Origin of the sequence: Enterobacter sp. HG048, from assembly GCF_024702055.1 — a bacterium.
Classification (GTDB): domain Bacteria; phylum Pseudomonadota; class Gammaproteobacteria; order Enterobacterales; family Enterobacteriaceae; genus Enterobacter; species Enterobacter dykesii.
In genome coordinates this window covers 356,692-379,755 of record NZ_JANLIZ010000001.1, presented here as the reverse complement: position 1 = coordinate 379,755, position 23,064 = coordinate 356,692, and the positions used below count along the sequence as shown (strand labels likewise).

General features: G+C 55.8%; 20 protein-coding genes. 10 read left to right on the top strand and 10 right to left on the bottom strand.

The window, feature by feature from the left end; all coding sequences use genetic code 11:
- The first annotated feature begins 1 nt into the window (after position 1).
- Both sulA and ompA read left to right on the top strand, forming a co-directional pair.
- A complete protein-coding gene (sulA, locus tag NUX24_RS01785) occupies positions 2-511 on the top strand; it encodes an SOS-induced cell division inhibitor SulA (protein ID WP_033145120.1) in 510 nt (169 codons plus the stop codon).
- Between the two features lie 354 nt (positions 512-865).
- Positions 866-1,921: a porin OmpA gene (gene ompA, locus NUX24_RS01780; protein ID WP_023311028.1), complete on the top strand. Its 1,056-nt coding sequence runs from the start codon at positions 866-868 to the stop codon at positions 1,919-1,921.
- 66 nt (positions 1,922-1,987) lie between these two features.
- Here ompA and matP read toward each other — a convergent pair whose 3' ends face one another.
- Complete coding sequence (gene matP / locus NUX24_RS01775) at positions 1,988-2,440, bottom strand: macrodomain Ter protein MatP (RefSeq protein WP_032639326.1); 453 nt, start codon at positions 2,438-2,440, stop codon at positions 1,988-1,990.
- A 186-nt stretch (positions 2,441-2,626) separates the two neighbouring features.
- Between matP and NUX24_RS01770 the strand changes: the two genes are divergently transcribed.
- Positions 2,627-4,387, top strand: a complete 1,761-nt coding sequence (locus NUX24_RS01770; protein WP_257829582.1) for a Lon protease family protein — start codon at positions 2,627-2,629, stop codon at positions 4,385-4,387.
- Positions 4,388-4,455: 68 nt separating this feature from the next.
- Entirely contained in the window at positions 4,456-4,974 is a 519-nt protein-coding gene (gene fabA / locus NUX24_RS01765) for a 3-hydroxyacyl-[acyl-carrier-protein] dehydratase FabA (protein ID WP_126328163.1), read from the top strand.
- Between the two features lie 71 nt (positions 4,975-5,045).
- Here fabA and rmf read toward each other — a convergent pair whose 3' ends face one another.
- From rmf to rlmKL, 6 genes are all read right to left on the bottom strand, one after another.
- Positions 5,046-5,213 carry a ribosome modulation factor gene (gene rmf / locus NUX24_RS01760; protein WP_013097261.1) on the bottom strand — a complete coding sequence of 56 codons (168 nt, stop codon included), beginning with the start codon at positions 5,211-5,213 and terminating at the stop codon, positions 5,046-5,048.
- Positions 5,214-5,468: 255 nt separating this feature from the next.
- Entirely contained in the window at positions 5,469-6,035 is a 567-nt protein-coding gene (pqiC, locus tag NUX24_RS01755; protein ID WP_024907767.1) for a membrane integrity-associated transporter subunit PqiC, read from the bottom strand.
- Positions 6,032-7,672, bottom strand: coding sequence for an intermembrane transport protein PqiB (pqiB, locus tag NUX24_RS01750; RefSeq protein ID WP_047652839.1), 1,641 nt, complete (start codon positions 7,670-7,672; stop codon positions 6,032-6,034). The genes pqiC and pqiB overlap by 4 nt, the downstream gene beginning before the upstream one ends.
- A gap of 4 nt (positions 7,673-7,676) precedes the next feature.
- The gene (gene pqiA / locus NUX24_RS01745; protein WP_047652840.1) at positions 7,677-8,930 is read right to left on the bottom strand and encodes a membrane integrity-associated transporter subunit PqiA; all 1,254 of its coding nucleotides are present in this window, start codon (positions 8,928-8,930) and stop codon (positions 7,677-7,679) included.
- 13 nt (positions 8,931-8,943) lie between these two features.
- The gene (locus NUX24_RS01740) at positions 8,944-10,851 is read right to left on the bottom strand and encodes an ABC transporter ATP-binding protein (protein ID WP_047652841.1); all 1,908 of its coding nucleotides are present in this window, start codon (positions 10,849-10,851) and stop codon (positions 8,944-8,946) included.
- Between the two features lie 12 nt (positions 10,852-10,863).
- Complete coding sequence (gene rlmKL, locus NUX24_RS01735; RefSeq protein ID WP_039261606.1) at positions 10,864-12,972, bottom strand: bifunctional 23S rRNA (guanine(2069)-N(7))-methyltransferase RlmK/23S rRNA (guanine(2445)-N(2))-methyltransferase RlmL; 2,109 nt, start codon at positions 12,970-12,972, stop codon at positions 10,864-10,866.
- 98 nt (positions 12,973-13,070) lie between these two features.
- Here rlmKL and NUX24_RS01730 point away from each other — a divergent pair, with 98 nt between their 5' ends.
- Positions 13,071-14,180 (top strand): YcbX family protein, encoded by a 1,110-nt coding sequence (locus NUX24_RS01730; RefSeq protein ID WP_257829574.1) that lies wholly within the window; start codon positions 13,071-13,073, stop codon positions 14,178-14,180.
- Here the strand turns inward: NUX24_RS01730 and zapC are convergent.
- Positions 14,177-14,719, bottom strand: a complete 543-nt coding sequence (gene zapC, locus NUX24_RS01725) for a cell division protein ZapC (protein ID WP_032651189.1) — start codon at positions 14,717-14,719, stop codon at positions 14,177-14,179. The genes NUX24_RS01730 and zapC overlap by 4 nt on opposite strands.
- 165 nt (positions 14,720-14,884) lie before the next feature.
- Positions 14,885-15,895 (bottom strand): quinone-dependent dihydroorotate dehydrogenase, encoded by a 1,011-nt coding sequence (gene pyrD, locus NUX24_RS01720; RefSeq protein WP_257829568.1) that lies wholly within the window; start codon positions 15,893-15,895, stop codon positions 14,885-14,887.
- A 248-nt stretch (positions 15,896-16,143) separates the two neighbouring features.
- On the opposite strand from pyrD, the gene ssuE reads away from it, so the two are divergent.
- Genes ssuE through ssuB form a run of 5 tightly spaced genes read left to right on the top strand, consistent with a single transcriptional unit; the run spans position 16,144 to position 20,384 of the window.
- Positions 16,144-16,719, top strand: a complete 576-nt coding sequence (gene ssuE, locus NUX24_RS01715) for an NADPH-dependent FMN reductase (protein WP_008499940.1) — start codon at positions 16,144-16,146, stop codon at positions 16,717-16,719.
- The gene (locus NUX24_RS01710; protein WP_257829564.1) at positions 16,712-17,674 is read left to right on the top strand and encodes a sulfonate ABC transporter substrate-binding protein; all 963 of its coding nucleotides are present in this window, start codon (positions 16,712-16,714) and stop codon (positions 17,672-17,674) included. Before ssuE ends, NUX24_RS01710 begins: the two co-directional genes overlap by 8 nt.
- On the top strand, positions 17,671-18,816 hold the full coding sequence (ssuD, locus tag NUX24_RS01705; protein ID WP_047652847.1) for an FMNH2-dependent alkanesulfonate monooxygenase: 1,146 nt from the start codon (positions 17,671-17,673) through the stop codon (positions 18,814-18,816). The genes NUX24_RS01710 and ssuD overlap by 4 nt, the downstream gene beginning before the upstream one ends.
- Before the next feature lie 9 nt (positions 18,817-18,825).
- Complete coding sequence (ssuC, locus tag NUX24_RS01700; protein WP_032658177.1) at positions 18,826-19,617, top strand: aliphatic sulfonate ABC transporter permease SsuC; 792 nt, start codon at positions 18,826-18,828, stop codon at positions 19,615-19,617.
- Positions 19,614-20,384: an aliphatic sulfonates ABC transporter ATP-binding protein gene (gene ssuB, locus NUX24_RS01695; RefSeq protein WP_257829558.1), complete on the top strand. Its 771-nt coding sequence runs from the start codon at positions 19,614-19,616 to the stop codon at positions 20,382-20,384. Before ssuC ends, ssuB begins: the two co-directional genes overlap by 4 nt.
- A 49-nt stretch (positions 20,385-20,433) precedes the next feature.
- Here the strand turns inward: ssuB and pepN are convergent, their stop codons facing one another.
- Positions 20,434-23,046, bottom strand: a complete 2,613-nt coding sequence (gene pepN / locus NUX24_RS01690; RefSeq protein WP_193804697.1) for an aminopeptidase N — start codon at positions 23,044-23,046, stop codon at positions 20,434-20,436.
- Positions 23,047-23,064 lie beyond the last annotated feature (18 nt).

The following is a 23,064-nucleotide window of genomic DNA, read 5'->3' as shown; positions in this document are numbered from 1 at the left end:
TATGCACACTTCAGGCTATGCAAATCGCTCAACCTCTCTCTCTTCTACCGCAGGCAATGTCGCGCAGAATTCCGTCGAGCGTGTTTCCACGGGGCTTATCAGTGAAGTGGTTTATCGTGAAGACCAGCCCCTGTTGACGCAACTTCTGTTGTTGCCGTTATTGCAACAGCTTGGTCAGCAATCGCGCTGGCAGCTCTGGCTCACGCCTCAGCAAAAACTGAGCCGTGAGTGGGTTCAGTCCGCAGGCCTTCCGCTAACTAAGGTGATGCAAATTAACCAGCTTCCGCCGTGCGATACCGTTGAGTCGATGATCCGCGCGTTACGCACCGGAAATTACAGCGTGGTGATTGGATGGTTACCGGAAGAATTGACGGAAGAGGAACATTTCCGTCTGACTGAAGCAGCTGAAGAAGGGAATGCAATCGGGTTCATTATGCGTCCAGTTCGATCGGATTCTTACCGCAGAGGACAACTTTCTGGGCTAAAAATTCACTCAAATTTGTATCATTGAGTGAAATTAAGATTTTTCCTGGAATTTTTTTTGACCACAAGATGGCATTAAAGTTCCCGGTCTGAAAATTGCGGCAAGGCTTGTCTGGTGCGGTTCTCCTTAATTTTATTGCACAAAATTCGTTCGAAAAATGTTAAATAATCGGTATACGGAACTTTTTTTTTCATATGCCTGACGGACTTCACACTTGTAAGTTTTCAGCTACGTTGTAGACTTTACATCGCCAGGGGTGCTCGGCCTAAGCCGAAGATATCGGTAGATTTATATTTGACCACGCCCCCCGGTGAAGGATTTAACCGTGATTCTCTCCTGAGACTTTCATGGCGAATTTTGGATGATAACGAGGCGCAAAAAATGAAAAAGACAGCTATCGCGATTGCAGTGGCACTGGCTGGCTTCGCTACCGTAGCGCAGGCCGCTCCGAAAGATAATACCTGGTATGCAGGTGGTAAACTGGGCTGGTCTCAGTTCCACGACACCGGCTGGTACAACAGCAGCCTGAACAATGATGGCCCTACTCACGAGAGCCAGCTTGGTGCAGGTGCGTTCGGTGGCTATCAGGTTAACCCGTATGTTGGTTTTGAAATGGGTTACGACTGGTTAGGTCGTATGCCATACAAAGGCGACACCATCAACGGCGCTTTCAAAGCACAGGGCGTTCAACTGACCGCTAAACTGGGCTACCCAATCACTGACGATCTGGACGTGTACACCCGTCTGGGCGGCATGGTATGGCGTGCAGACTCCAGCAACAACATCTCTGGTGACAACCATGACACCGGTGTTTCCCCAGTATTCGCTGGTGGCGTTGAGTGGGCTATGACCCGTGACATCGCTACCCGTCTGGAATACCAGTGGGTTAACAACATCGGCGACGGCAACACCGTTGGTGTTCGTCCAGACAACGGCATGCTGAGCGTAGGTGTTTCCTACCGTTTCGGCCAGCAGGAAGAAGCAGCACCAGTTGTTGCTCCAGCGCCGGCTCCAGCTCCAGAAGTACAGACCAAGCACTTCACTCTGAAGTCTGACGTTCTGTTCAACTTCAACAAAGCGACTCTGAAACCAGAAGGCCAGCAGGCACTGGATCAGCTGTACACCCAGCTGAGCAACCTGGATCCTAAAGACGGTTCCGTAGTGGTTCTGGGCTTCACCGACCGTATCGGCTCTGACGCTTACAACCAGAAACTGTCTGAGAAACGTGCTCAGTCTGTTGTTGATTACCTGATCTCTAAAGGTATCCCAGCTAACAAGATCTCCCCACGTGGTATGGGCGAATCTAACCCAGTTACTGGCAACACCTGTGACAACGTGAAAGCTCGCGCTGCACTGATCGACTGCCTGGCTCCAGATCGTCGCGTAGAGATCGAAGTTAAAGGCATCAAAGACGTTGTAACTCAGCCAGCGGCATAAGTTATCGTCTTATAAAAAAACCCCGCAATGCGGGGTTTTTTATTGTCTGAAGAAAAGTAAACAAATCTACTTTTTACCCAACAGCGCCTGAAGGTCGTTCTTCAGTGTCGACATCTGGCTGGCGTATTTCTCTTTATGTTCTGCATCCTCAATCAGCTGCACGATGGTTTCCGACAGCGTTTTGCCCCGTCGTTGTGCCAGCCCGGCCAGTCGCTGCCAGACAACAAATTCCAGGTCGATTGATTTTTTGCGAGTGTGCTGATGCTCAGCATTAAAATGCCGTTTGCGTCGCGCACGGATAGTTTGCTTCATCCGGTTTAGCAGTGCAGGATTGATGTGTTTCTCAATCCAGCCGTTAACCTGTACCGGTTCATTTTCGAGGGTCAGCAAAATATCCACGGCTTCTTGCGCAGCGCTGGCTTCGATGTAGCAGGTGATCAGCTCCCCTTCACGGTGCTTTTTGACCAGGTACTTCCATTTCCAGCCGCTTTCGAGATTTTCCAGTTGTTGATATTTCATTGCTATCTCAGTGTTACCACGTAACTCTGTTCAGAATATCAGTTTTTTAGCAATCTGCTGAAAAGAAATCATATCCTGTGAGTGAATGCAGCCAATCGCCCTGCCGAAATACCCAATCCTGCTTGGGTACAGCACCCCGCTTACGGTATACTCCACGCTTTTACATCTGACTAAAAAACATCAACTTTGACCATTACGAAACTTGCATGGCGTGACCTTGTTCCGGATACCGAAAGTTACCAGGAACTGTTTGCACAGCCCGAACTCGCAAAAGAACACGAATTCATCCTTAGCGATACGCAGCCTCGTTTGCATTATGCGCTGGAGCAGGTGTTAAGCCCATGGGCAACCGCGCCTTTCATGCTGCTCAAGGCCCCGGAAGAAGCGGAGTACCTGACGCTGCTCGGAGATGCAGTACGCCAGCTGAAGCCGGAAGCGAACGCAGTTTTCGGCGGTCAGTATCGTATTGCGGGACATGATGTCACTTTCGAACCAGCGGCGCAGGCCGATGGTCGTTTTGCCGCTAAGGGCGAAGTGATTACCGCTAACTGGGTCGAGGCGGAACAACTCTTTGGATGTCTGCGCCAGTTTAACGGCGAGCTTTCGCTGCAGCCGGGGCTGGTACATCGCGCAAATGGCGGTGTTCTCATCATCTCACTGCGTACCCTGCTCTCGCAGCCGCTGCTGTGGATGCGTCTGAAAACCATCGTCCACCAGCAGCGTTTCGACTGGGTAGGCTACGATGAGTCTCGTCCTCTTCCTGTCTCCGTTCCGTCTATGCCGCTGTCGCTAACCGTCGTGCTGACGGGCGACCGCGAATCGCTGGCGGACTTCCAGGAAATGGAGCCGGAACTCGCTGAGCAGGCGGTGTATAGCGAATACGAAGACAACATCCAGATTGCTGACGCCGACGATATGGCGCAGTGGTGCCAGTGGGTGATGGCCGTTGCTGAACGTTTTGCGCTACCAACCCCTGCGGCTGACGCGTGGCCGGGCTTAATCCGCGAAGCCGTGCGCTACACCGGTGACCAGGAAACGCTGCCGCTTTGCCCGCTCTGGATCGGCAAACAGCTGCGTGAAGTGGGCGTGATCAGCGGTGACGGAGCGTTCACCGGCGAACAGCTCGCTCAGATGCTGGCTCAGCGTGAGTGGCGAGAAGGCTATCTTGCCGACCGTATGCAGGATGAAATTCTGCTGGAACAAATTCTGGTAGAGACCGAAGGCGAACGCGTCGGGCAGATCAACGCCCTGTCGGTGATTGAATTTCCCGGCCATCCGCGCGCGTTCGGGGAACCGTCCCGTATCAGCTGCGTTGTGCACATTGGCGATGGCGAGTTCACCGATATCGAACGGAAAGCCGAGCTGGGCGGCAACATTCACGCGAAAGGCATGATGATCATGCAGGCGTTTTTGATGTCAGAGCTGCAGCTTGAGCAACAGATCCCCTTCTCCGCCTCGCTGACGTTTGAGCAGTCCTACAGCGAAGTGGATGGCGATAGCGCCTCTATGGCCGAGCTGTGCGCCTTAATCAGCGCCCTGGCGGAAGTGCCCATCAATCAGAACATCGCGATCACCGGTTCGGTGGACCAGTTCGGTCGTGCCCAGCCAGTGGGAGGCCTCAACGAAAAAATTGAAGGCTTCTTCTCCATCTGTCAGCAGCGCGGTTTAAACGGCAAACAGGGTGTGATTATTCCTGCTCCCAACGCACGCCATTTGAGCCTCAGTCAGGATATTCTGGATGCGGTTGAGCAAGAGCAATTCGCTATCTGGGCCATCGAAGGGATTGAGGATGCGCTACCCTTACTGACAAATCTGGTTTGGGATGGCGAAGGGCAAACTACCCTGATGCAGACTATCCAGGAGCGCATTGCTCAGGCGACACAGCAGGATGCTCGTCATCGTTATCCATGGCCGTTACGCTGGTTGGGCTGGTTTAGTTCGAACTGATCGGACTTGTTCAGCGTACACGTGTTAGCTATCCTGCGTCCTTCACTAAAATAAGGCTTACTGAGAACATGGTAGATAAACGCGAATCCTATACAAAAGAAGATCTTCTTGCCTCTGGTCGCGGTGAACTGTTTGGCGCAAAAGGCCCACAGTTACCGGCCCCAAGCATGCTGATGATGGACCGTGTCGTGAAAATGACCGAAACCGGCGGTAACTTCGATAAGGGTTACGTAGAAGCAGAACTCGATATCAACCCGGACCTGTGGTTCTTCGGTTGCCACTTTATTGGCGATCCGGTAATGCCTGGCTGCCTGGGCCTCGATGCAATGTGGCAGTTGGTTGGCTTCTATCTGGGCTGGCTGGGTGGCGAAGGTAAAGGCCGCGCGCTGGGCGTGGGCGAAGTAAAATTCACTGGCCAGGTTCTGCCTACGGCGAAGAAAGTGACCTATCGTATTCACTTCAAGCGCATCGTTAACCGCCGCCTGATTATGGGCCTGGCTGATGGCGAAGTGCTGGTCGACGGTCGTCTGATCTATAGCGCAAGCGACCTGAAAGTTGGCCTGTTCCAGGACACTTCAGCTTTCTGATCGTGCTTTTGGCACCCCCAGAAAGGCGAAACCTCCGCATTGCGGAGGTTTCTTTTTTAAAAGAGACGTTATCAGGCTATGAGTGCCCTGTCGCCGATGGCTTCTCGCCAGCCTCCAAGCCATTGTGACCTTTGATTTATCGTCTGATAAGGACACATTTCTTTAGAACGTCCAGCGATGCCGGCCTGATAACCACGTTGATGAGCCCGTTCCAGGCGATCTCGTTTCTGTCTCTTCATGCCTCGTTTCCCTCATTCTTTTGTCTGGTGGAAAGAAAACAGTGTCTGCACTATCTGCACAGGCACAGATAACGAATACCCCGAATTAGTCGCATCGTCAATGTTCAAAATTCATACGGGTGTCATATTTGTGAGCTAGCCAGAAGTTCATTTGTACAAAAATTGTGACGTGGCACAAGTAACAATCTGAACTGAAAACGAAAAAAAACCGCAATCAGCAACAGGCCAACTGCGGTTTTTGATGATGAATTTTACTTATGGCAGCCGGGAAATTTCTCTCGCGATGCTGGCCGACTCCTGTGCCCAACCCTGAGCCAGAACTTTCACCATTTCGTCATAGCCATCTTTCTGCTGCTTCAGCTCCAGATGGAAAGGACGCTTAATCAGCTGCCCCTGATGGTTCAGCAACCACTCGCCGCTGATCACCACCGCACCGTCATAACGGCCGTGGAAGCCCGTGACCGTGACGTTAAGCGTATCCTGGTCGTTACCCAGCGGCTGCGACGCGACAACCCAGCCCGGAAGCTGACTGCCCAGATTGGCCACCAGCGTGTTGCGCAGCTGCTGATCCAACGGGCTGGCCCACAGGTTGTTCGTCGCGATCACGTATTTAACGTCGCTGGTCTGATAGACCACGCCGTTCCCTGCCAGATAATCCGGCACGGCAACCTGCTCAACCCACAGCTGGCGGTTTCCCTGGCTGGCCGTGCTTTGTCCACCGCTGTGGGTAGCCACAGGCAGCTGATAGTAGCTTTTATTATCTACCCCTGAACTGCACGCCGTTAACAGCAGAGCGCCAACCATCAATAGCCACTTTTTCATTGTTTTGCCCTCTTCGGCTCAGGATCCTTTTTATCTTTCGCTTCGAACACCAGCGCATTGCTCTTCTCGTTGAGCGTTTTCAGCACCGGCTGCAGTTCACGCAAGACCTGATCAAGACGCTGCATATCTGCCACCATCTTGTTGTATGCCGCTGAACCCGGCTGGAAGCCCTGCATACTGCGGTTCAGCTCACGCAGCGTTTTCTGCATATCCTGCGGCAGCTGCTGCATGCTCTGGCTCGCCGTGATCTTGTTGATGTTATCCAGCGTGGTTTGCAGGCGACGCATCGTTGCCTGGCTTTCACTAAGAGAGTTCGTCGCCGCTTCAATCATCGGATTCAGTGGCAGATTGTTGATCTTATCCAGCGTTTCCATCAGACGCTGCTGGATCTGAGCCAGACCGCTACTCACCGTTGGGATGATCTTGTAGCCACCGAATTCACGGATACCGGTAATCGGCGGTGCTTTCGGGTAGAAGTCCATATCCACATACAGCGCACCGGTTACCAGGTTGCCGGTTTTCAGCGACCCGCGTAAACCGCGTTCCATCAGTTGGGTGATATGGGTAGCGATATCCTGATTTTCACCAATCTGGTTAAGCAGACGCTCTGGTTCAATGCGAATCAGTACCGGAATGCGGTAATCATCGTCCAGCACCTGCTGAAGGCCCGGAACGAAGAACGGCACTTGCCCAACCGTACCGAGACGAATGCCGCGGAACTCAACAGGCGCCCCCGGCTGCAGGCCGCGAACGGAGTCTTTAAAGAACATCAGGAAGTCAACGTGATCGGTATAGAGCGCATCCTGAATGCTTTTTTGATCGTCAAAGAGACGGAAAGCGGTGTTCTCTGCAACCGGCTGGCCCAAATCCAGACCCTCCGGCACGTCAAAACTCACGCCACCGCCAAACAGCGTGGTCAGCGACCCCATTTCAACGCGCATACCTGCCGAGGTCAGATCCACGGCGATCCCGCTGTCTTTCCAGAAACGGACGTTGCTGGTGACCAGGCGATCGTTTGGCGCATTAATGAAGAGCTGATAGCTGATCGCGCGTTTCTGCGGATCAAACGTGCTTTTCTCAACCGACCCGACGCGGTAACCGCGGAACAGGACCGGGTCGCCCGCCGTGAGCTGCCCTGCTTTTTTGCTGTCGAGGATCACGCGGATGCCTTTGGCATCAGGCGGTGCAAGCGGCGGTGAATCCAGAAGCTGGTATTGGGCTGGCTGGTTACCCTTAGCACCTGGCTGCAGTTCGATATAGGCCCCGGAGAGCAGCGTCCCCAAACCGCTGATCCCTTCACGTCCCACCTGCGGCTTAACGACCCAGAAAACGGAATCGCCATGCAGCAGTTTTTCCATGCCGGCATTAAGGCGCGCCTTAATCTCCACATGGGTTAAATCGTCGGTCAGGGTTGCGCTTTCGACCACGCCCACGTCCACGCTACGGCTTTTGATGGTCGTTTTACCGCCCTCAATCCCCTCGGCATTGGTGGTTATCAGCGTGACTTCGGGTCCCTGATGGCTGTAATGATAAAACAGGATCCATGCACCGATCAGCGCGGTCACGATGGGGAAAATCCACACCGGCGACCAGTTTTTGACCTTCTGCACTTTCGCCTCTCCACTCTTATTTTCCATGCTCTTACTCTTCCTCATGGCTTGATTCAGGCTCACGATCCCACGATAAACGAGGGTCGAAGGTCATGGCCGCAAACATGGTCATAATCACGACCAGTGCAAACATTAAAGCCCCCATCGCGGGATAAATACTCATCAAACCGCCCATCCGCACCAGTGCAGAGAGAACGGCGATGACAAACACGTCAATCATTGACCAGCGTCCGACAAACTCGACCACTTCATAAATCAGGTGCATGCGTTCGCTGTCGCGTTTTCCATGGCCCTTAGCGTCCCAACAGAGCCAGGCGATGGCGATCATTTTTAAGGTTGGTACCATAATACTGGCGATAAAGATCACGCCGGCGACGGGATAGGAACCTTCGCCCCACAGCAGGATCACCCCGGCGAGGATCGTCGAGGGCATTTTATCGCCGAGCAAATCGGTGATCATGATCGGTAGAATATTGGCAGGCAGATACAGCATGATGGACGTGACCAGCAGCGCCATCGTCCACTGAAGGCTATTTTTACGGCGTACGTGACCTTTCGTTTTGCAGCGCGGACAAACGTCGAGATCGGCGGGCAGCACGGCGGTACAGCATGGGCAGGAACGCAGCCCCTGGCGAATGCCGGGCACGCCGACTTTTACCGTCTGCGCAAGCGTCGGTGCCGGGGCGATGTCATCCCACGCCCAGCGCCTGTCCACGCACTGGAACGCGCGCAACTGCAGGACACAGTACAGGCACCACGGAACAAAACTGCTGCCGATCCCCACATCGCCGTAAGCCATGAGCTTCACAAAACTGACCAGAATGCCCGCCAGAAAAATTTCGGCCATACCCCAGCTTTTGAGCTGAAACAGGATTCGCGCGAGCCGGATTTTCAGTAATGCCGGCATCCTGACGCGGTTGACCAGTAAAAGGATAACGACAAGGCAGAAAGCCGGGACTATCTGGACAAACAGGAGAAAAAAGGTGCCGAGGCTGGCGTAATCTTCCGAGAACATCACGCCCGGGATTTCAAGCAAATCCACCTGGCTGGTTATCCCCCCCACCTTCATATAGATGAAGGGGAAGAGATTGGAGAGCAGCAGCATGAACAATGCTGCAAGAGCGTAAGCAGTGGGACGCTGCCGCGGCGCGTCCCACTCGGTTGTCAACGTTGCGCCGCAACGTGGACACAGGGCTTTATGTCCGTGACCAAGCTCTGGCAACGCCACGAGCATATCGCATTGCGAGCATAAAATATGCCTGTCGGCATGGTGCTGGTCACACATATGTTATCCCTGTTTATGCGCCGTTCTTCAGAGACTCAAGGTACTCCCAGCGCTCAAATGCTTCTTCCAGGGCTTTTTCAGCCGCGGACAGTTCTGACAGTACTTTCTGAGTATAGTCGTGCGGCTGCGTAAAGAATGACGCATCAGCGACCTGCATCTGCAACGTTTCGAGAGCGGCCTCCAGCTCTTCAAGGCGCTGAGGCAGCCCCTCGAGTTCGCGCTGCAGGTTATAACTCATTTTAGCAGGAGATTTTTTAACAGTTTCTGCTTTTGTTACAGCAGGTTCTGGACTTATTTTGGACTTTGACTGTTTCTGCGCCAGAGACTGCGATTGCTGTCCTTTTGCATCGTGATAACCGCCTACGTATTGTCCAATTCGCCCTTCACCTTCGAAGATCCAGCATTCGGTTACGGTGTTATCCACAAACTGACGATCGTGGCTAACCAGCATCACGGTCCCCTGATAACCGTCAATCAGTTCTTCGAGTAATTCCAGCGTTTCGACATCCAGGTCGTTCGTTGGTTCATCGAGAATCAACAGGTTACTTGGTTTCAGGAACAGACGCGCCAGCAGCAGACGATTACGCTCTCCGCCAGATAACGCACGCACTGGGGTCATCGCACGTTTCGGATGGAACAGGAAGTCCTGCAGATAGCCCAGCACGTGGCGCGGTTTGCCGTTTACCATCACCTCTTGCTTGCCTTCGGCGAGGTTATCCATCACCGTGCGGTCCGGATCCAGCTCCGCGCGGTGCTGGTCGAAGTAGGCCACTTCCAGCTTAGTTCCACAGTGAATGCGGCCGCTGTCGGCCTGCAGCTGGCCCAGCATCAGCTTCAGCAGCGTGGTTTTACCGCAGCCGTTCGGGCCGATAAGCGCAATTTTGTCGCCGCGCTGAACCTGGGCGGAGAAATCCTTCACCAGCACCTTGCCATCAACCTGATAGTTGACGTTTTCCATTTCGAAGACAATCTTGCCGGAACGGGACGCTTCTTCCACCTGCATTTTGGCGCTGCCCATCACTTCACGGCGTTCGCTGCGCTCGCGACGCATTGCCTTCAGAGCGCGCACGCGGCCTTCGTTACGGGTACGGCGGGCCTTGATGCCCTGGCGGATCCAGACTTCTTCCTGCGCCAGCTTGCGGTCGAACTCCGCATTCTGCAGCTCTTCCACGCGCAGGTTTTCTTCTTTCTCAAGCAGATAGGTATCGTAATCGCCAGGATAGGTGACCAGCTTGCCGCGGTCGAGATCGACAATACGCGTCGCCATGTTGCGAATAAACGAACGGTCGTGCGAGATAAAGATGATGGTGCCGCTGAAGGTTTTCAGGAAGCCTTCCAGCCAGTCAATCGCTTCGATATCAAGGTGGTTCGTCGGTTCGTCCAGCAGCAGCACCTTCGGCCCGCTGACCAGCGCGCGGCCCAGGGCCGCTTTACGCAGCCAGCCGCCGGAGAGCGCCGACAGCTCCATGTCCGCTTCCAGACCAAGCTGGGCCAAAACCTCGTTAATGCGGTTTTCAAGCTGCCACAGACCGTGGTGATCGAGCATCTCCTGCACTTTCGCCAGTTCGTTGAGGTTCTTGTCGCTTGGGTCGGTCATCACCAGATGCGAAATCTCGTGATAGCGCTTCAGGTATTCGGCCTGCTCAGAGATCCCTTCCGCCACGAAATCGTAAACGCTGCCGGTCACGTGACGCGGCGGGTCCTGCTGGAGGCGGGAGACGATCAGATCCTGCTCGTAAACGATGCGACCGTCATCCAGACCCTGTTCGCGGTTGAGGATTTTCATCAGCGTGGATTTACCCGCGCCGTTACGGCCCACCAGACAGACGCGCTCGTTATCTTCGATATGCAGTTCTGCATTATCGAGAAGCGGCGAGTCGCTGAAAGAGAGCCACGCGCCGTGCATACTAATTAAAGACATTTATATTTCCTTTCAGGCCGCGGTAATCAACCAGCAGTTATGAATTTGACGGTTACGGGCAAAGTCCTGAGACAGCGTTTTTTGGCTGATTTCTTGTGCTTTCAGTCCCAGGGCTGCTAAACCGTCATGATCCATACGGAAGCCGCGTTTGTTGTTCGAGAACATAATGGTGCCACCTTTGCGCAGCAGGCGCTTCAGGTCGGTCATCAGGCGCAGGTGATCGCGTTGAACGTCAAAGCTATCCTCCATACGCTTGGAGTTAGAGAAGGTCGGCGGATCGATAAAGATCAGGTCGAACTGCTCGTCGGTATCGCGCAGCCAGCCCAGCACGTCTGCCTGCATCAGGCGATGCTGACGTCCTGTCAGACCGTTGAGACGCAGGTTGCGCTCGGCCCACTCCAGATAGGTGCGGGACATATCCACCGTAGTGGTGCTGCGCGCGCCGCCGAGACCGGCGTGCACGCTGGCGCTCCCGGTATAGGAGAACAGGTTGAGGAAATCTTTCCCCTTGCTCATCTGACCCAGCATGCGACGGGCGATACGGTGGTCGAGGAACAGGCCGGTATCCAGATAGTCGGTCAGGTTCACCCACAGGCGGGCGTTGTATTCGCCCACTTCGATGAAGTCGCCCTTCTCGCCCATCTTCTGGTACTGATTTTTCCCTTTCTGACGCTCGCGGGTTTTCAGCACCAGCTTGTTTGGCGCAATGCCGAGCACGGCGATGGTGGCCGCGATAACGTCCAGCATACGCTGACGCGCTTTTTGCGCATCAATGGTTTTCGGTGGCGCATATTCCTGAATCACCACCCAGTCCGCGTAGCGGTCGACCGCCACGTTGTACTCCGGCAGATCGGCGTCGTACAGGCGGTAGCATTCAATCCCTTCCTGCTTCGCCCACTTCTCGTATTTCTTCAGGTTCTTGCGCAGGCGATTGGCGTAATCTTCCGCCACGCCAGATGGCTTACTGTCCGCCGCCTTCTCCGCCAGATGGTAGTTTTTCTGCACGCAGTCCAGCGGGCCGTTTTTCGCCTTAAACTGGCGATCGGCACGCAGCTGCAGGCAGCTCAGCAGCTCCGGCGAGGCGCTAAACAGCGACAGGTTCCAGCCGCCGAAGTAGTCCTTCATATTGCGCCCCAGCAGGCTGTGCAGGGCAATCAGCGCCGGCTCGCTGTCCAGACGCTCGCCGTATGGCGGGTTGCTGATAACCGTACCGTACGGGCCTTTCGGCAGCGGGTTGGTGAGGTTCGCTACGTCTTTCACCTCGAAGGTGACAAGCTCGCCGATACCGGCGCGACGGGCGTTGCTGCGCGCGCGTTCGATTACGCGCGGGTCGCTGTCCGAACCGTAGAAGTGGGAGGTATATTCCGCCAGCCCCTTACGCGCGCGGGTTTGCGCGTCGTCTTTGACCTCTTTCCAGAGCGCTTCGTCGTGCTGCGCCCAGCCTTTAAAACCCCAGTGGCCGCGATGCAGCCCCGGCGCGCGGTCGGTTGCCAGCATGGCCGCTTCAATCAGCAACGTACCGGAACCACACATCGGATCGAGCAGCGGCGTGCCCGGCTGCCAACCGGAGCGCATTACAATGGCGGCGGCCAGGGTTTCTTTAATTGGCGCCATACCGGTACGATCGCGGTAGCCGCGCAGGTGCAGGCCCGCGCCGCTCAGATCGAGAGAAATACTCGCCGTGTCACCGTTGAGCCAGACGTTAATACGCAGATCCGGATTTTCGCGATCGACGTTCGGACGTTCCTTATTTTTACGCGTAAAGCAGTCAACAATGGCGTCTTTTACGCGCAGGGCACCGTACTGGCTGTTGCGGATCTCGTCGTTCACGCCGTTGAAATGCACCGCAAAGGTAGCGTTGGGCGTGAAGATCTCTGTCCAGTCGATCATCTGTACGCCGGTATAGAGGTCCAGGTCGCTATAGACCTTGCACTCCTTCATCGGCAGCATGATGCGCGACGCCAGACGGCTCCACATCAGGCTCTGGTAAATAAGCCGCGTGTCGCCCTCAAAATGGACACCACCCTGAACCACCTGGCACTCTTGCGCGCCCAGGCTTTCCAGTTCAGTTTTTAACAGCTCTTCCAGCCCACGGGCCGTACTGGCAAACAGAGAATTCATATCGTCACTTTTACTCTTAGAAAATTGTCGCGCATTATAGCTAATATGGCGTGTATGTCATAAAGTTGAAGGCTTATTTTCATTTGTGGGAGTGTGCAGTGGCGACGTTATCCAGGCTTTTTATTCATCCGGTGAAATCCATGCGCGGCATCGGCGTCTCTCACGCGCTGGCCGACATGAGCGGATTCGCCTTCGATCGTATTTTTATGGTCACCGAGCCTGACGGCACGTTCATTACCGCACGTCAGTTCCCGCAGATGGTTCGCTTTACCCCTTCCCCGCTTCATGACGGTTTGCACCTTACCGCGCCGGACGGTTCCAGCGCGGTCATTCGCTTTGCTGATTTTGCGCCTGTCGATGCGCCAACGGAAGTGTGGGGTAGCCATTTTACCGCGCGCATCGCCCCGAATGAGATTAACCGCTGGCTGAGCGGTTTCTTCTCCCGCGACGTGCAGCTGCGCTGGGTAGGGCCTGAACCGACGCGTCGCGTGAAGCGCCATGACGCCGTTCCTCTCTCCTTCGCCGATGGTTTTCCGTTCCTGCTGACTAACGAAGCCTCGCTGCGTGATTTACAAGGCCGCTGCAAAGCCAGCGTTCAGATGGAACAGTTCCGTCCGAACCTGGTGGTCACGGGCGCCGACGCCTGGGAAGAAGACACCTGGAAAGTGATCCGCATCGGCAGCGTCATCTTTGATGTCGTAAAACCCTGCAGCCGCTGCATTTTCACCACGGTGAGCCCTGAAAAAGGGCTGAAGCACCCTTCTGGTGAACCGCTGAAGACGCTGCAGTCGTTCCGCACCGCGCAGGACAACGGCGATGTGGATTTCGGCCAGAACCTGATCCCGCGCTCCAGCGGCGCGATCCGCGTCGGCGATGAGGTCGAAATTCTTGCCCGTGGGCCTGCAAGGGTGTACGGCTCGGGTCAGGAAGAAGAAATGGTCGACGTTGTGACGAATGTCGCCTCTGCGGTAGATATTCACTGGCAGGGCAACGTCATCCGTGGCAACAACCAGCAGGTATTACTTGAGCAACTGGAGCAGGCAGGAATTCGCGTACCCTATTCCTGTCGCGCAGGCATTTGCGGATGCTGTCGCATCAAGCTGGTGGATGGAGAGGTCAGTGCGCTGAAAAAATCGGCAATTGGAAATGACGGCACAATTCTGTGCTGTAGCTGCATACCGAAAACGTCCGTACAACTGGAAGCTTAAACCGCCTGTTCGAGGCTGAAGGCATCCACGCGCAGCTGTGGCTTCAGCCGGTCATTCATCACTTTAATGGCATCGCCAAGCTGCATCGTCCGCCCGGCAATGGTTACGCCGGGCTGCGCCAGCAGGCAGAGCGCAGCATTTTCGCCTGGCTCAACCACCAGCAGGCTCACCTCTTCTGCGGTATCGCTCAGATTGACGCTGGCCGCGTCACCCGTTGCCGGGGTCCAGTTCATGCCGTGCGGCAGGAAATGCCAGCTTTTTGGCATTTGCGGTTTAAGGAAGCGGATAGCCACCAGCGCATTTAATACCAGCTCGGCACGCTGCTCTTTAGAGAGCACCAGATCGCGACATTTTTCTTCAAAGGAGAAATAAAGCGCCGCATCGTCAACGCAAAAGCCCGACGGGGAAAACGCGTCCGGGGTTAACATTCGGCGGGCAAAACGAGAACGAAACAACATGCCATTGGCTAAATCGAGCATCATTCGGTCATGCTCGTCGCAAAAATACCAGCGCCAGTTATCGTCAGGTTTAATTCGCATGTGTCTCTCCCGTCCCCAAACGTCCTGTACTAAAAATGTCCTGTTTGCCGCCTCGTTTATAACACCATTAATAAAAGACTATAATGACTAAATAAGCAACAGTGACGGAATATAAAACAACCAGGGCTGGAAATAAAGCCCTGGTTGTCTGATTAAGAGAAAAGATTAGATATGAGTAACGATTTCTTTAATCAGCGGCGGTCCTTTAAAAATAAAGCCGGAATAGATTTGCACCAGTGACGCACCCGCCGCCATCTTCTCGCGCGCAGCAATCACTGAGTCAATGCCGCCGACGCCAATAATCGGCAGACGTCCTTTTAATTCCGCAGACAGGGCGCGAATAATTTCGGTGCTTTTTAATTGCACCGGACGTCCACTTAACCCACCCGCTTCGTCACAGTTTTTCATTCCCTGCACGAGGGAACGATCGAGAGTGGTATTGGTCGCAATAACACCATCAATATTATGGCGAACCAAACTGTCGGCAACCTGGATCAATTCTTCGGGAGAAAGATCCGGGGCGATCTTAACCGCGACCGGAACATATTTATGGTGGATCGTCTGGAGTTCATTTTGTTTATTTTTAATGGCACTCAGAAGATCGTCCAGCGCTTCGCCATATTGTAAAGAGCGCAGACCCGGGGTATTGGGTGAAGAAATATTCACCGCAATATAACCGGCATAGGCGTAGACTTTTTCCATACAAATCAGATAGTCATCTTTACCCTGCTCTACCGGCGTGTCTTTATTTTTGCCGATATTGATGCCTAATATCCCGTCAAAATGGGCTTTTTTTACGTTCTCAACCAGGTGATCAACACCGAGGTTATTAAAGCCCATGCGGTTGATCAGCCCTTCGGCTTCAACCAGGCGGAACAGGCGCGGCTTGTCATTTCCCGGCTGCGGGCGCGGCGTGACGGTACCGATTTCAATGGAGCCAAAGCCCATCGCGCCCAGGGCATCAATGCACTCGCCATTTTTGTCCAGACCGGCCGCCAGACCCAGCGGATTTTTAAAGGTCAGACCCATGCACTGCACAGGTTTTACCGGCACATTCTGACGCACCAGCGCGGCCAGCGGCGTTCCGGTAATACGACGTAATTGCTGGAATGTAAATTCATGAGCGCGCTCAGGGTCGAGCTGGAAAAGGGCTTTACGAACGAAGGGGTAGTACATGAACTCTCCTGGATTCCCGGTGTGCAAACCGGGAGGGGATTATGGGCGATCCACGCGCGAAAGGGAATTGACCTGCGGCAAAAAATCAGCGCAAAACGCAATCGTTTACCTCCCAGTTTATTTCTTATGCACTTTTTCGCATTTTAATTGCAGATAAATCATTTAGTGGAATAACCGCGCGGTGTCACACTCCTGAAAATTGTTATGAATGTTAGATAAAAGCAAACAATTGGTTATAAGGAGGAAGTATGCGCGTCATTACCCTGGCCGGAAGTCCACGATTCCCCTCGCGCTCCAGCGCCCTGCTGGAATATGCCCGCGAAAAACTCAATGCCCTGGATGTGGAAGTGTGCCACTGGAACCTGCATAACTTCGAACCTGAAGATCTGCTCTATGCCCGTTTCGACAGCCCTGCGCTGAAAACGCTCATTGAGCAGCTTAACGGCGCTGACGGATTAATTGTGGCAACGCCTATTTATAAAGCCTCTTTTTCCGGGGCGCTGAAAACCCTGCTCGATCTGCTTCCGGAACGCGCCCTGGACGGCAAAGTTGTGCTGCCGCTGGCAACGGGCGGTACGGTTGCCCATTTACTGGCCGTGGATTATGCCCTGAAGCCGGTGCTGAACGCGCTGAAAGCGCAGGAGATCCTCCACGGCGTTTTCGCAGATGACTCCCAGGTTATCGATTATCAACATAAACCTCATTTTACGCCGAACCTGCAAACCCGCCTCGATAACGCCCTGGAAACCTTCTGGCATGCCCTGCACCGCCGGGATATCCAGGCCCCGGCGTTTGGTCAGCCTCAAGGAGTCGCACATGTATAAAACGTTAACCCGCATCGGACTAGCCGGTCTGATGGCGCTTACCTCGCTGGCCCATGCCGCAGAAACGGCTCCGGAAAGCTTACGTATCGGCTATCAGAAAGGCAGCGTCAGCATGGTGCTGGCGAAAAGCCACCAGCTGCTGGAAAAACGCTTCCCGGAGACCAAATTCTCGTGGGTGGAGTTTCCGGCTGGCCCGCAGATGCTGGAGGCCCTGAACGTCGGCAGTATCGATCTCGGCAGCACGGGCGATATTCCGCCGATATTCGCCCAGGCGGCGGGAGCGGACCTCGTCTATGTTGGCGTTGAGCCGCCCAAACCGAAGGCCGAAGTGATTCTGGTGCCTGAAAACAGCGACATTAAAAGCGTCGCCGACCTCAAAGGGCATAAAGTGGCTTTCCAGAAAGGTTCCAGCTCACACAACCTGCTGCTGCGCGCCCTGCAAGAGGCCGGGCTCAAGTTCACTGACATTCAGCCCGTTTACCTGACGCCTGCCGACGCCCGCGCCGCGTTCCAGCAGAAGAACGTTGATGCCTGGGCCATCTGGGATCCGTACTACTCCGCCGCATTGCTGCAGGGCGGCGTTCGCGTGCTGAAAGACGGTACCACGCTGAAGCAGACCGGTTCGTTCTATCTGGCCGCGCGTCCTTATGCGGAAAAGAACGGCGCATTTATTCAGGCCGTACTGAATACCTTTACCCAGGCCGATGCGCTGACCCAGACCCAGCGTCAGGAGAGCATTGCCCTGCTGGCGAAAACCATGGGCTTACCTGAGCCGGTGATCGCGAGCTATCTCAACCACCGTCCGCCGACCACCATTACGCCCGTGGACGCGCACGTCGCCGCGCTTCAGCAACAAACGGCTGATCTTTTCTATCAAAACCACCTGGTGCCAAAACAGGTCACTATTCGCGAACGCATCTGGCAGCCCGCAGGCAAAGAAGGAGCTAAATCATGAGTCTGAATCTTTTCTGGTTTTTACCTACCCACGGTGATGGACACTATCTTGGTACAGAAGAGGGCTCACGCCCGGTTGACCACGGCTACCTGCAGCAGATTGCGCAGGCGGCGGACCGAATCGGTTTCACCGGGGTGCTGATCCCGACCGGACGTTCATGTGAAGATGCCTGGCTGGTGGCCGCGTCGATGATCCCGGTCACCCAGCGTCTGAAGTTCCTGGTTGCGTTACGCCCGAGCGTAGTCTCCCCCACCGTGGCGGCGCGTCAGGCGGCAACGCTGGACAGGCTGTCCAACGGTCGCGCCCTGTTTAACCTGGTGACGGGTAGCGATCCGCAGGAGCTGGCGGGCGATGGGGTGTTCCTAGACCATACCGAGCGCTATGAAGCCTCCGCCGAGTTCACCCGCGTCTGGCGACGTCTGCTGGAAGGGGAAACCGTTACCTTTGAAGGCAAGCATATTCACGTTCGTGACGCGAAACTCTATTTCCCGCCGGTGCAGCAGCCGCGCCCGCCGCTCTATTTTGGCGGCTCGTCGGATGTGGCCCAGGATCTGGCAGCAGAGCAGGTCGATCTCTATCTGACCTGGGGCGAACCGCCTGAGCTGGTGAAAGAAAAAATTGCTCAGGTTCGTGCGAAAGCGGCCGCCCATGGCCGCAAGGTGCGCTTCGGCATTCGCCTGCACGTGATTGTGCGCGAGACCAATGAAGAAGCCTGGCAGGCGGCGGACCGCCTGATTTCCCACCTGGACGATGAGACCATTGCCAGGGCGCAGGCCGCGTTTGCTAACACCGACTCCGTCGGACAGCACCGAATGGCGTCCCTGCACAACGGCAAACGCGAGAACCTTGAGATCAGCCCGAACCTGTGGGCGGGCGTCGGCCTGGTGCGCGGCGGTGCGGGCACGGCGCTGGTCGGTGACGGACCGACCGTAGCTGCACGTATCAACGAATACGCTGAGCTGGGCATCGACAGCTTCATTCTCTCCGGTTATCCGCACCTGGAAGAGGCCTACAAGGTAGGCGAACTGTTATTCCCACACCTGGATGTCGCCATCCCGGAAATTCCGCAGCCGCAGCAACTCCAGCTTCAGGGCGAAGCCGTGGCGAACGAATTTATTCCACGAAAAGCCGCGCAGAGCTAAGGAGTGACCATGTCTGCCACCTCACAAAAATGGCTGCTGCGCGCCGCGCCGTGGTTTTTACCCGTCGGCATTGTGGCTCTCTGGCAGCTCGCGTCGTCCACCGGCTGGCTGTCGAGCCGCATTCTGCCCTCTCCGGAGGGCGTCGTAGAAGCGTTCTGGTCGCTGAGCGTCAGCGGTGAGCTGTGGCAGCATCTGGCGATCAGCTCCTGGCGCGCCGTGATTGGGTTTTCCATCGGCGGCAGCATCGGTCTGGTTCTGGGCTTGATTAGCGGCCTTTCCCGCTGGGGCGAGCGGCTGCTGGATACCTCCATTCAGATGCTGCGCAACGTGCCGCATCTGGCGCTGATCCCGCTGGTTATCCTGTGGTTTGGTATTGATGAGAGCGCCAAGATCTTCCTCGTGGCGCTGGGCACATTGTTCCCGATCTACATCAACACCTGGCACGGCATCCGCAACATCGATCGCGGTCTGGTGGAGATGGCGCGCAGCTACGGCTTAACGGGTTTTTCTCTCTTTATACACGTGATCCTGCCGGGCGCCCTGCCCTCCATTATGGTCGGGGTGCGTTTTGCGCTCGGCCTGATGTGGCTGACGCTGATTGTGGCGGAGACCATCTCGGCCAACTCAGGCATTGGCTACCTGGCGATGAACGCCCGTGAATTCCTGCAAACGGACGTGGTGGTGGTTGCCATCATTCTGTATGCCCTGCTCGGCAAACTCGCCGACGTTAGCGCCCAGTGGCTGGAGCGCAGCTGGCTGCGCTGGAACCCGGCCTACACCCTTCAGGAGGCGAAAGCATGAATACGGCACGACTGAACCAGGGAACACCGTTACTGCTGAACGGCGTGACCAAACGCTACGGCGAAAACACCATTCTTAACGGGCTGGATCTGCATATTCCCGCCGGACAATTTGTGGCCGTTGTTGGTCGCAGCGGCGGCGGCAAGAGTACCCTGCTACGCCTTCTGGCCGGACTGGAAGCCCCCAACGGCGGTGACATTCTGGCAGGAACGACGCCGCTTTCGAATATTCAGGACGATACCCGCATGATGTTTCAGGATGCACGCCTGCTGCCGTGGAAAACGGTTATCGACAACGTCGGGCTCGGTCTTAAGGGCAGCTGGCGGGATGAAGCCCGACAGGCGCTGGCCGCCGTTGGGCTGGAAAATCGTGCGGACGAATGGCCTGCAGCCCTCTCGGGTGGGCAGAAGCAGCGCGTGGCGCTGGCGCGGGCGTTGATTCACCGTCCGGGCCTGCTGTTGCTTGATGAACCGCTGGGCGCGCTCGACGCCCTGACGCGGATCGAAATGCAGGATTTGATAGGATCCCTGTGGCAGGCGCACGGCTTTACGGTACTGCTGGTGACGCATGACGTGAGCGAGGCCGTCGCGATGGCTGACCGGGTGCTGTTAATAGAGGACGGGAAAATAGGTCTGGATCTGACGGTGGATCTTCCGCGGCCCCGTCGCGTGGGCTCGGCAAGACTGGCGGAGCTGGAAGCTGAGGTATTGGATCGGGTGATGAAGCGCGGGGAGACGGAGTTACAGCGAGCCAAGGCTAATGCCTGATGCCCTCACCCCGGCCCTCTCCCACAGGGAGAGGGAGGGTTAACTTTTATTACGCTAAGGCCTTAGCAATCTTCTCGTACAGATCGCCAGACAGGTTCTCCAGCCCTTTCAGCTGCTCAAGCGCGGCACGCATCTTCGCCTGACGCTTCGCATCGTAGCGTTTCAGGCGGATCAGCGGCTCAATCAGGCGCGACGCCACCTGCGGGTTACGGCTGTTCAGCTCGGTCAGCATTTCCACCATGAACTGATACCCGCTGCCGTCTTCGGCGTGGAACGCGGCCGGGTTGCTGCTGGCAAACGCGCCAATCAGAGAACGCACGCGGTTTGGGTTGCTCAGGGTAAAGGAGCGATGCTTCAGCAGACTGCGCACGTTGCTGAGCGCATCGGCCGCCGGGCTGGTCGCCTGCAGGATGAACCACTTGTCCATCACCAGGCCATCCTGATGCCACCTGTCGTCGTACTCCTGCATTAGCGCATCGCGGCACGGCAGTTCAGCGGCAACGCTTGCGCCCAGCGCGGCCAGCGCGTCGGTCATGTTATCCGCTTCGTGATACTGCTTGCTCACCAGGGTGTTCGCCAGCTCGGTTTCACCAAATGCCAGATAGCGCAGGCAGGTGTTGCGCAGAGAACGTTTACCAATGTCCGCATGTTCAACGCGATAAGCGTCAAGCTTGTTGGCGTTATAAATAGCCAGGAACTCGTCCGCCAGTTCAGCAGCCAGCGTACGGGTCAGCGCTTCACGCACCGCAACGATCGCGATCGGATCGATAATCTCGAACAACTCCGCGATTTCAGTCGCTGAAGGCAGGGTCAGAATTTCAGCGGCGAGCGCCGGGTCAATCTTCTCATCCAGCAGGATCGCTCGGAACGCGTCAGCCACATGGACAGGCAGCGACAGCGGCTGGCCCTGCTGATGGCGGTTTACGTTGAGCTTGATATAGGTCGCCAGCAGGCTTTGCGCCGCATCCCAGCGGGAGAAGTCGTTACGCGCGTGACGCATCAGGAACGTCAGCTGCTGATCGCTCCACTTGTATTCCAGCTTCACCGGCGCGGAGAATTCACACAGCAGCGCAGGCACCGGCTGGAAGTAGACGTTATCGAAGATAAAGGTCTGCTCGGCCTGGGTCACGTTCAGCACGTGGTGTACCGGGTGGCCGCCCTTCTGGAGCGGGATGACTTTGCCTTCGTTATCGTACAGCTCAATGCTGAACGGAATATGCAGCGGATATTTCTCTTCCTGCTCCGCCGTCGGCGGCGTGCGCTGGCTGATGGTCAGGGTATACTGCTCGGTTTCCGGGTTGTAATCGTCTTTGACGGTGACAATCGGGGTCCCGGCCTGGCTGTACCAGCGGCGGAAGTGGGAAAGATCGACATTAGAGGCATCTTCCATTGCCTGCACAAAATCGTCGCAGGTGGCCGCGCTGCCGTCATGACGCTCGAAGTACAGCTGCATGCCTTTCTGGAAATTCTCCTCGCCCAGCAGGGTGTGGATCATGCGGATAATTTCAGCGCCTTTCTCATACACCGTCAGGGTGTAGAAGTTGTTCATCTCGATGACTTTATCCGGGCGGATCGGATGCGCCATTGGGCTGGCATCTTCCGCAAACTGCAGGCCACGCATGGTACGCACGTTGTTGATGCGGTTCACCGCGCGTGAACCCAGGTCGGAGCTGAACTCCTGATCGCGGAAGACGGTCAGGCCCTCTTTCAGGCTCAGCTGGAACCAGTCGCGGCAGGTGACGCGGTTACCGGTCCAGTTGTGGAAATATTCGTGGCCGATAACGCGTTCGATATCAAGGTAGTCTTTGTCCGTTGCGGTATCGGTACGCGCCAGCACGTATTTGGAGTTAAAGACGTTAAGGCCTTTGTTCTCCATTGCGCCCATGTTGAAGAAATCGACGGCGACGATCATATAGATGTCGAGGTCATATTCGAGGCCGAAGCGCTCCTCGTCCCACTTCATGGAGTTGATGAGGGAGGTCATCGCCCACGGCGCGCGGTCAAGGTTGCCGCGGTCAACAAACAGCTCCAGCGCCACCTCGCGGCCTGAGCGCGTTTTGAAGGTGTCGCGCAGCACGTCGAAGTCCCCCGCCACCAGCGCAAACAGGTAGCACGGTTTCGGGAAGGGATCCTGCCACTGCACCCAGTGACGGCCATTCTCCAGCTCGCCTTCGCCTACGCGGTTGCCGTTGGATAGCAGGAAGGGATACAGGGTTTTATCGGCGATGATTTTGGTGGTGAAGCGCGCCAGGACGTCCGGGCGGTCGAGATACCAGGTTATGTGGCGGAACCCTTCCGCTTCACACTGGGTACACAGCGCCACGCCCGACTGGTAAAGCCCTTCCAGCGCGGTGTTGGCGGCCGGGCTGATTTCATTCACGATGCGCAGCGTAAACTGGTCCGGCAGGTTGTCGATGACCAGCTGGTTGTTTTCTTCTTTATAGTCCGACCAGGCTTCATCATTAATATGCAGGGAAACCAGCGTCAGGTCTTCACCATCCAGACGCAGCGGCACCGCAGTTGCGCTGTGGCGCGTCACCTGGCTTACCGCCGTGACAACGGTTTTAGTGGCATCCAGGTCAAAAGTCAGATCGATTTCGCTAATCAGGTAATCCGGCGCACGGTAGTCGTGGCGGTATTTGGCTTGTGGCTGTTGTGTCATAGAAAACCTTATGCATCG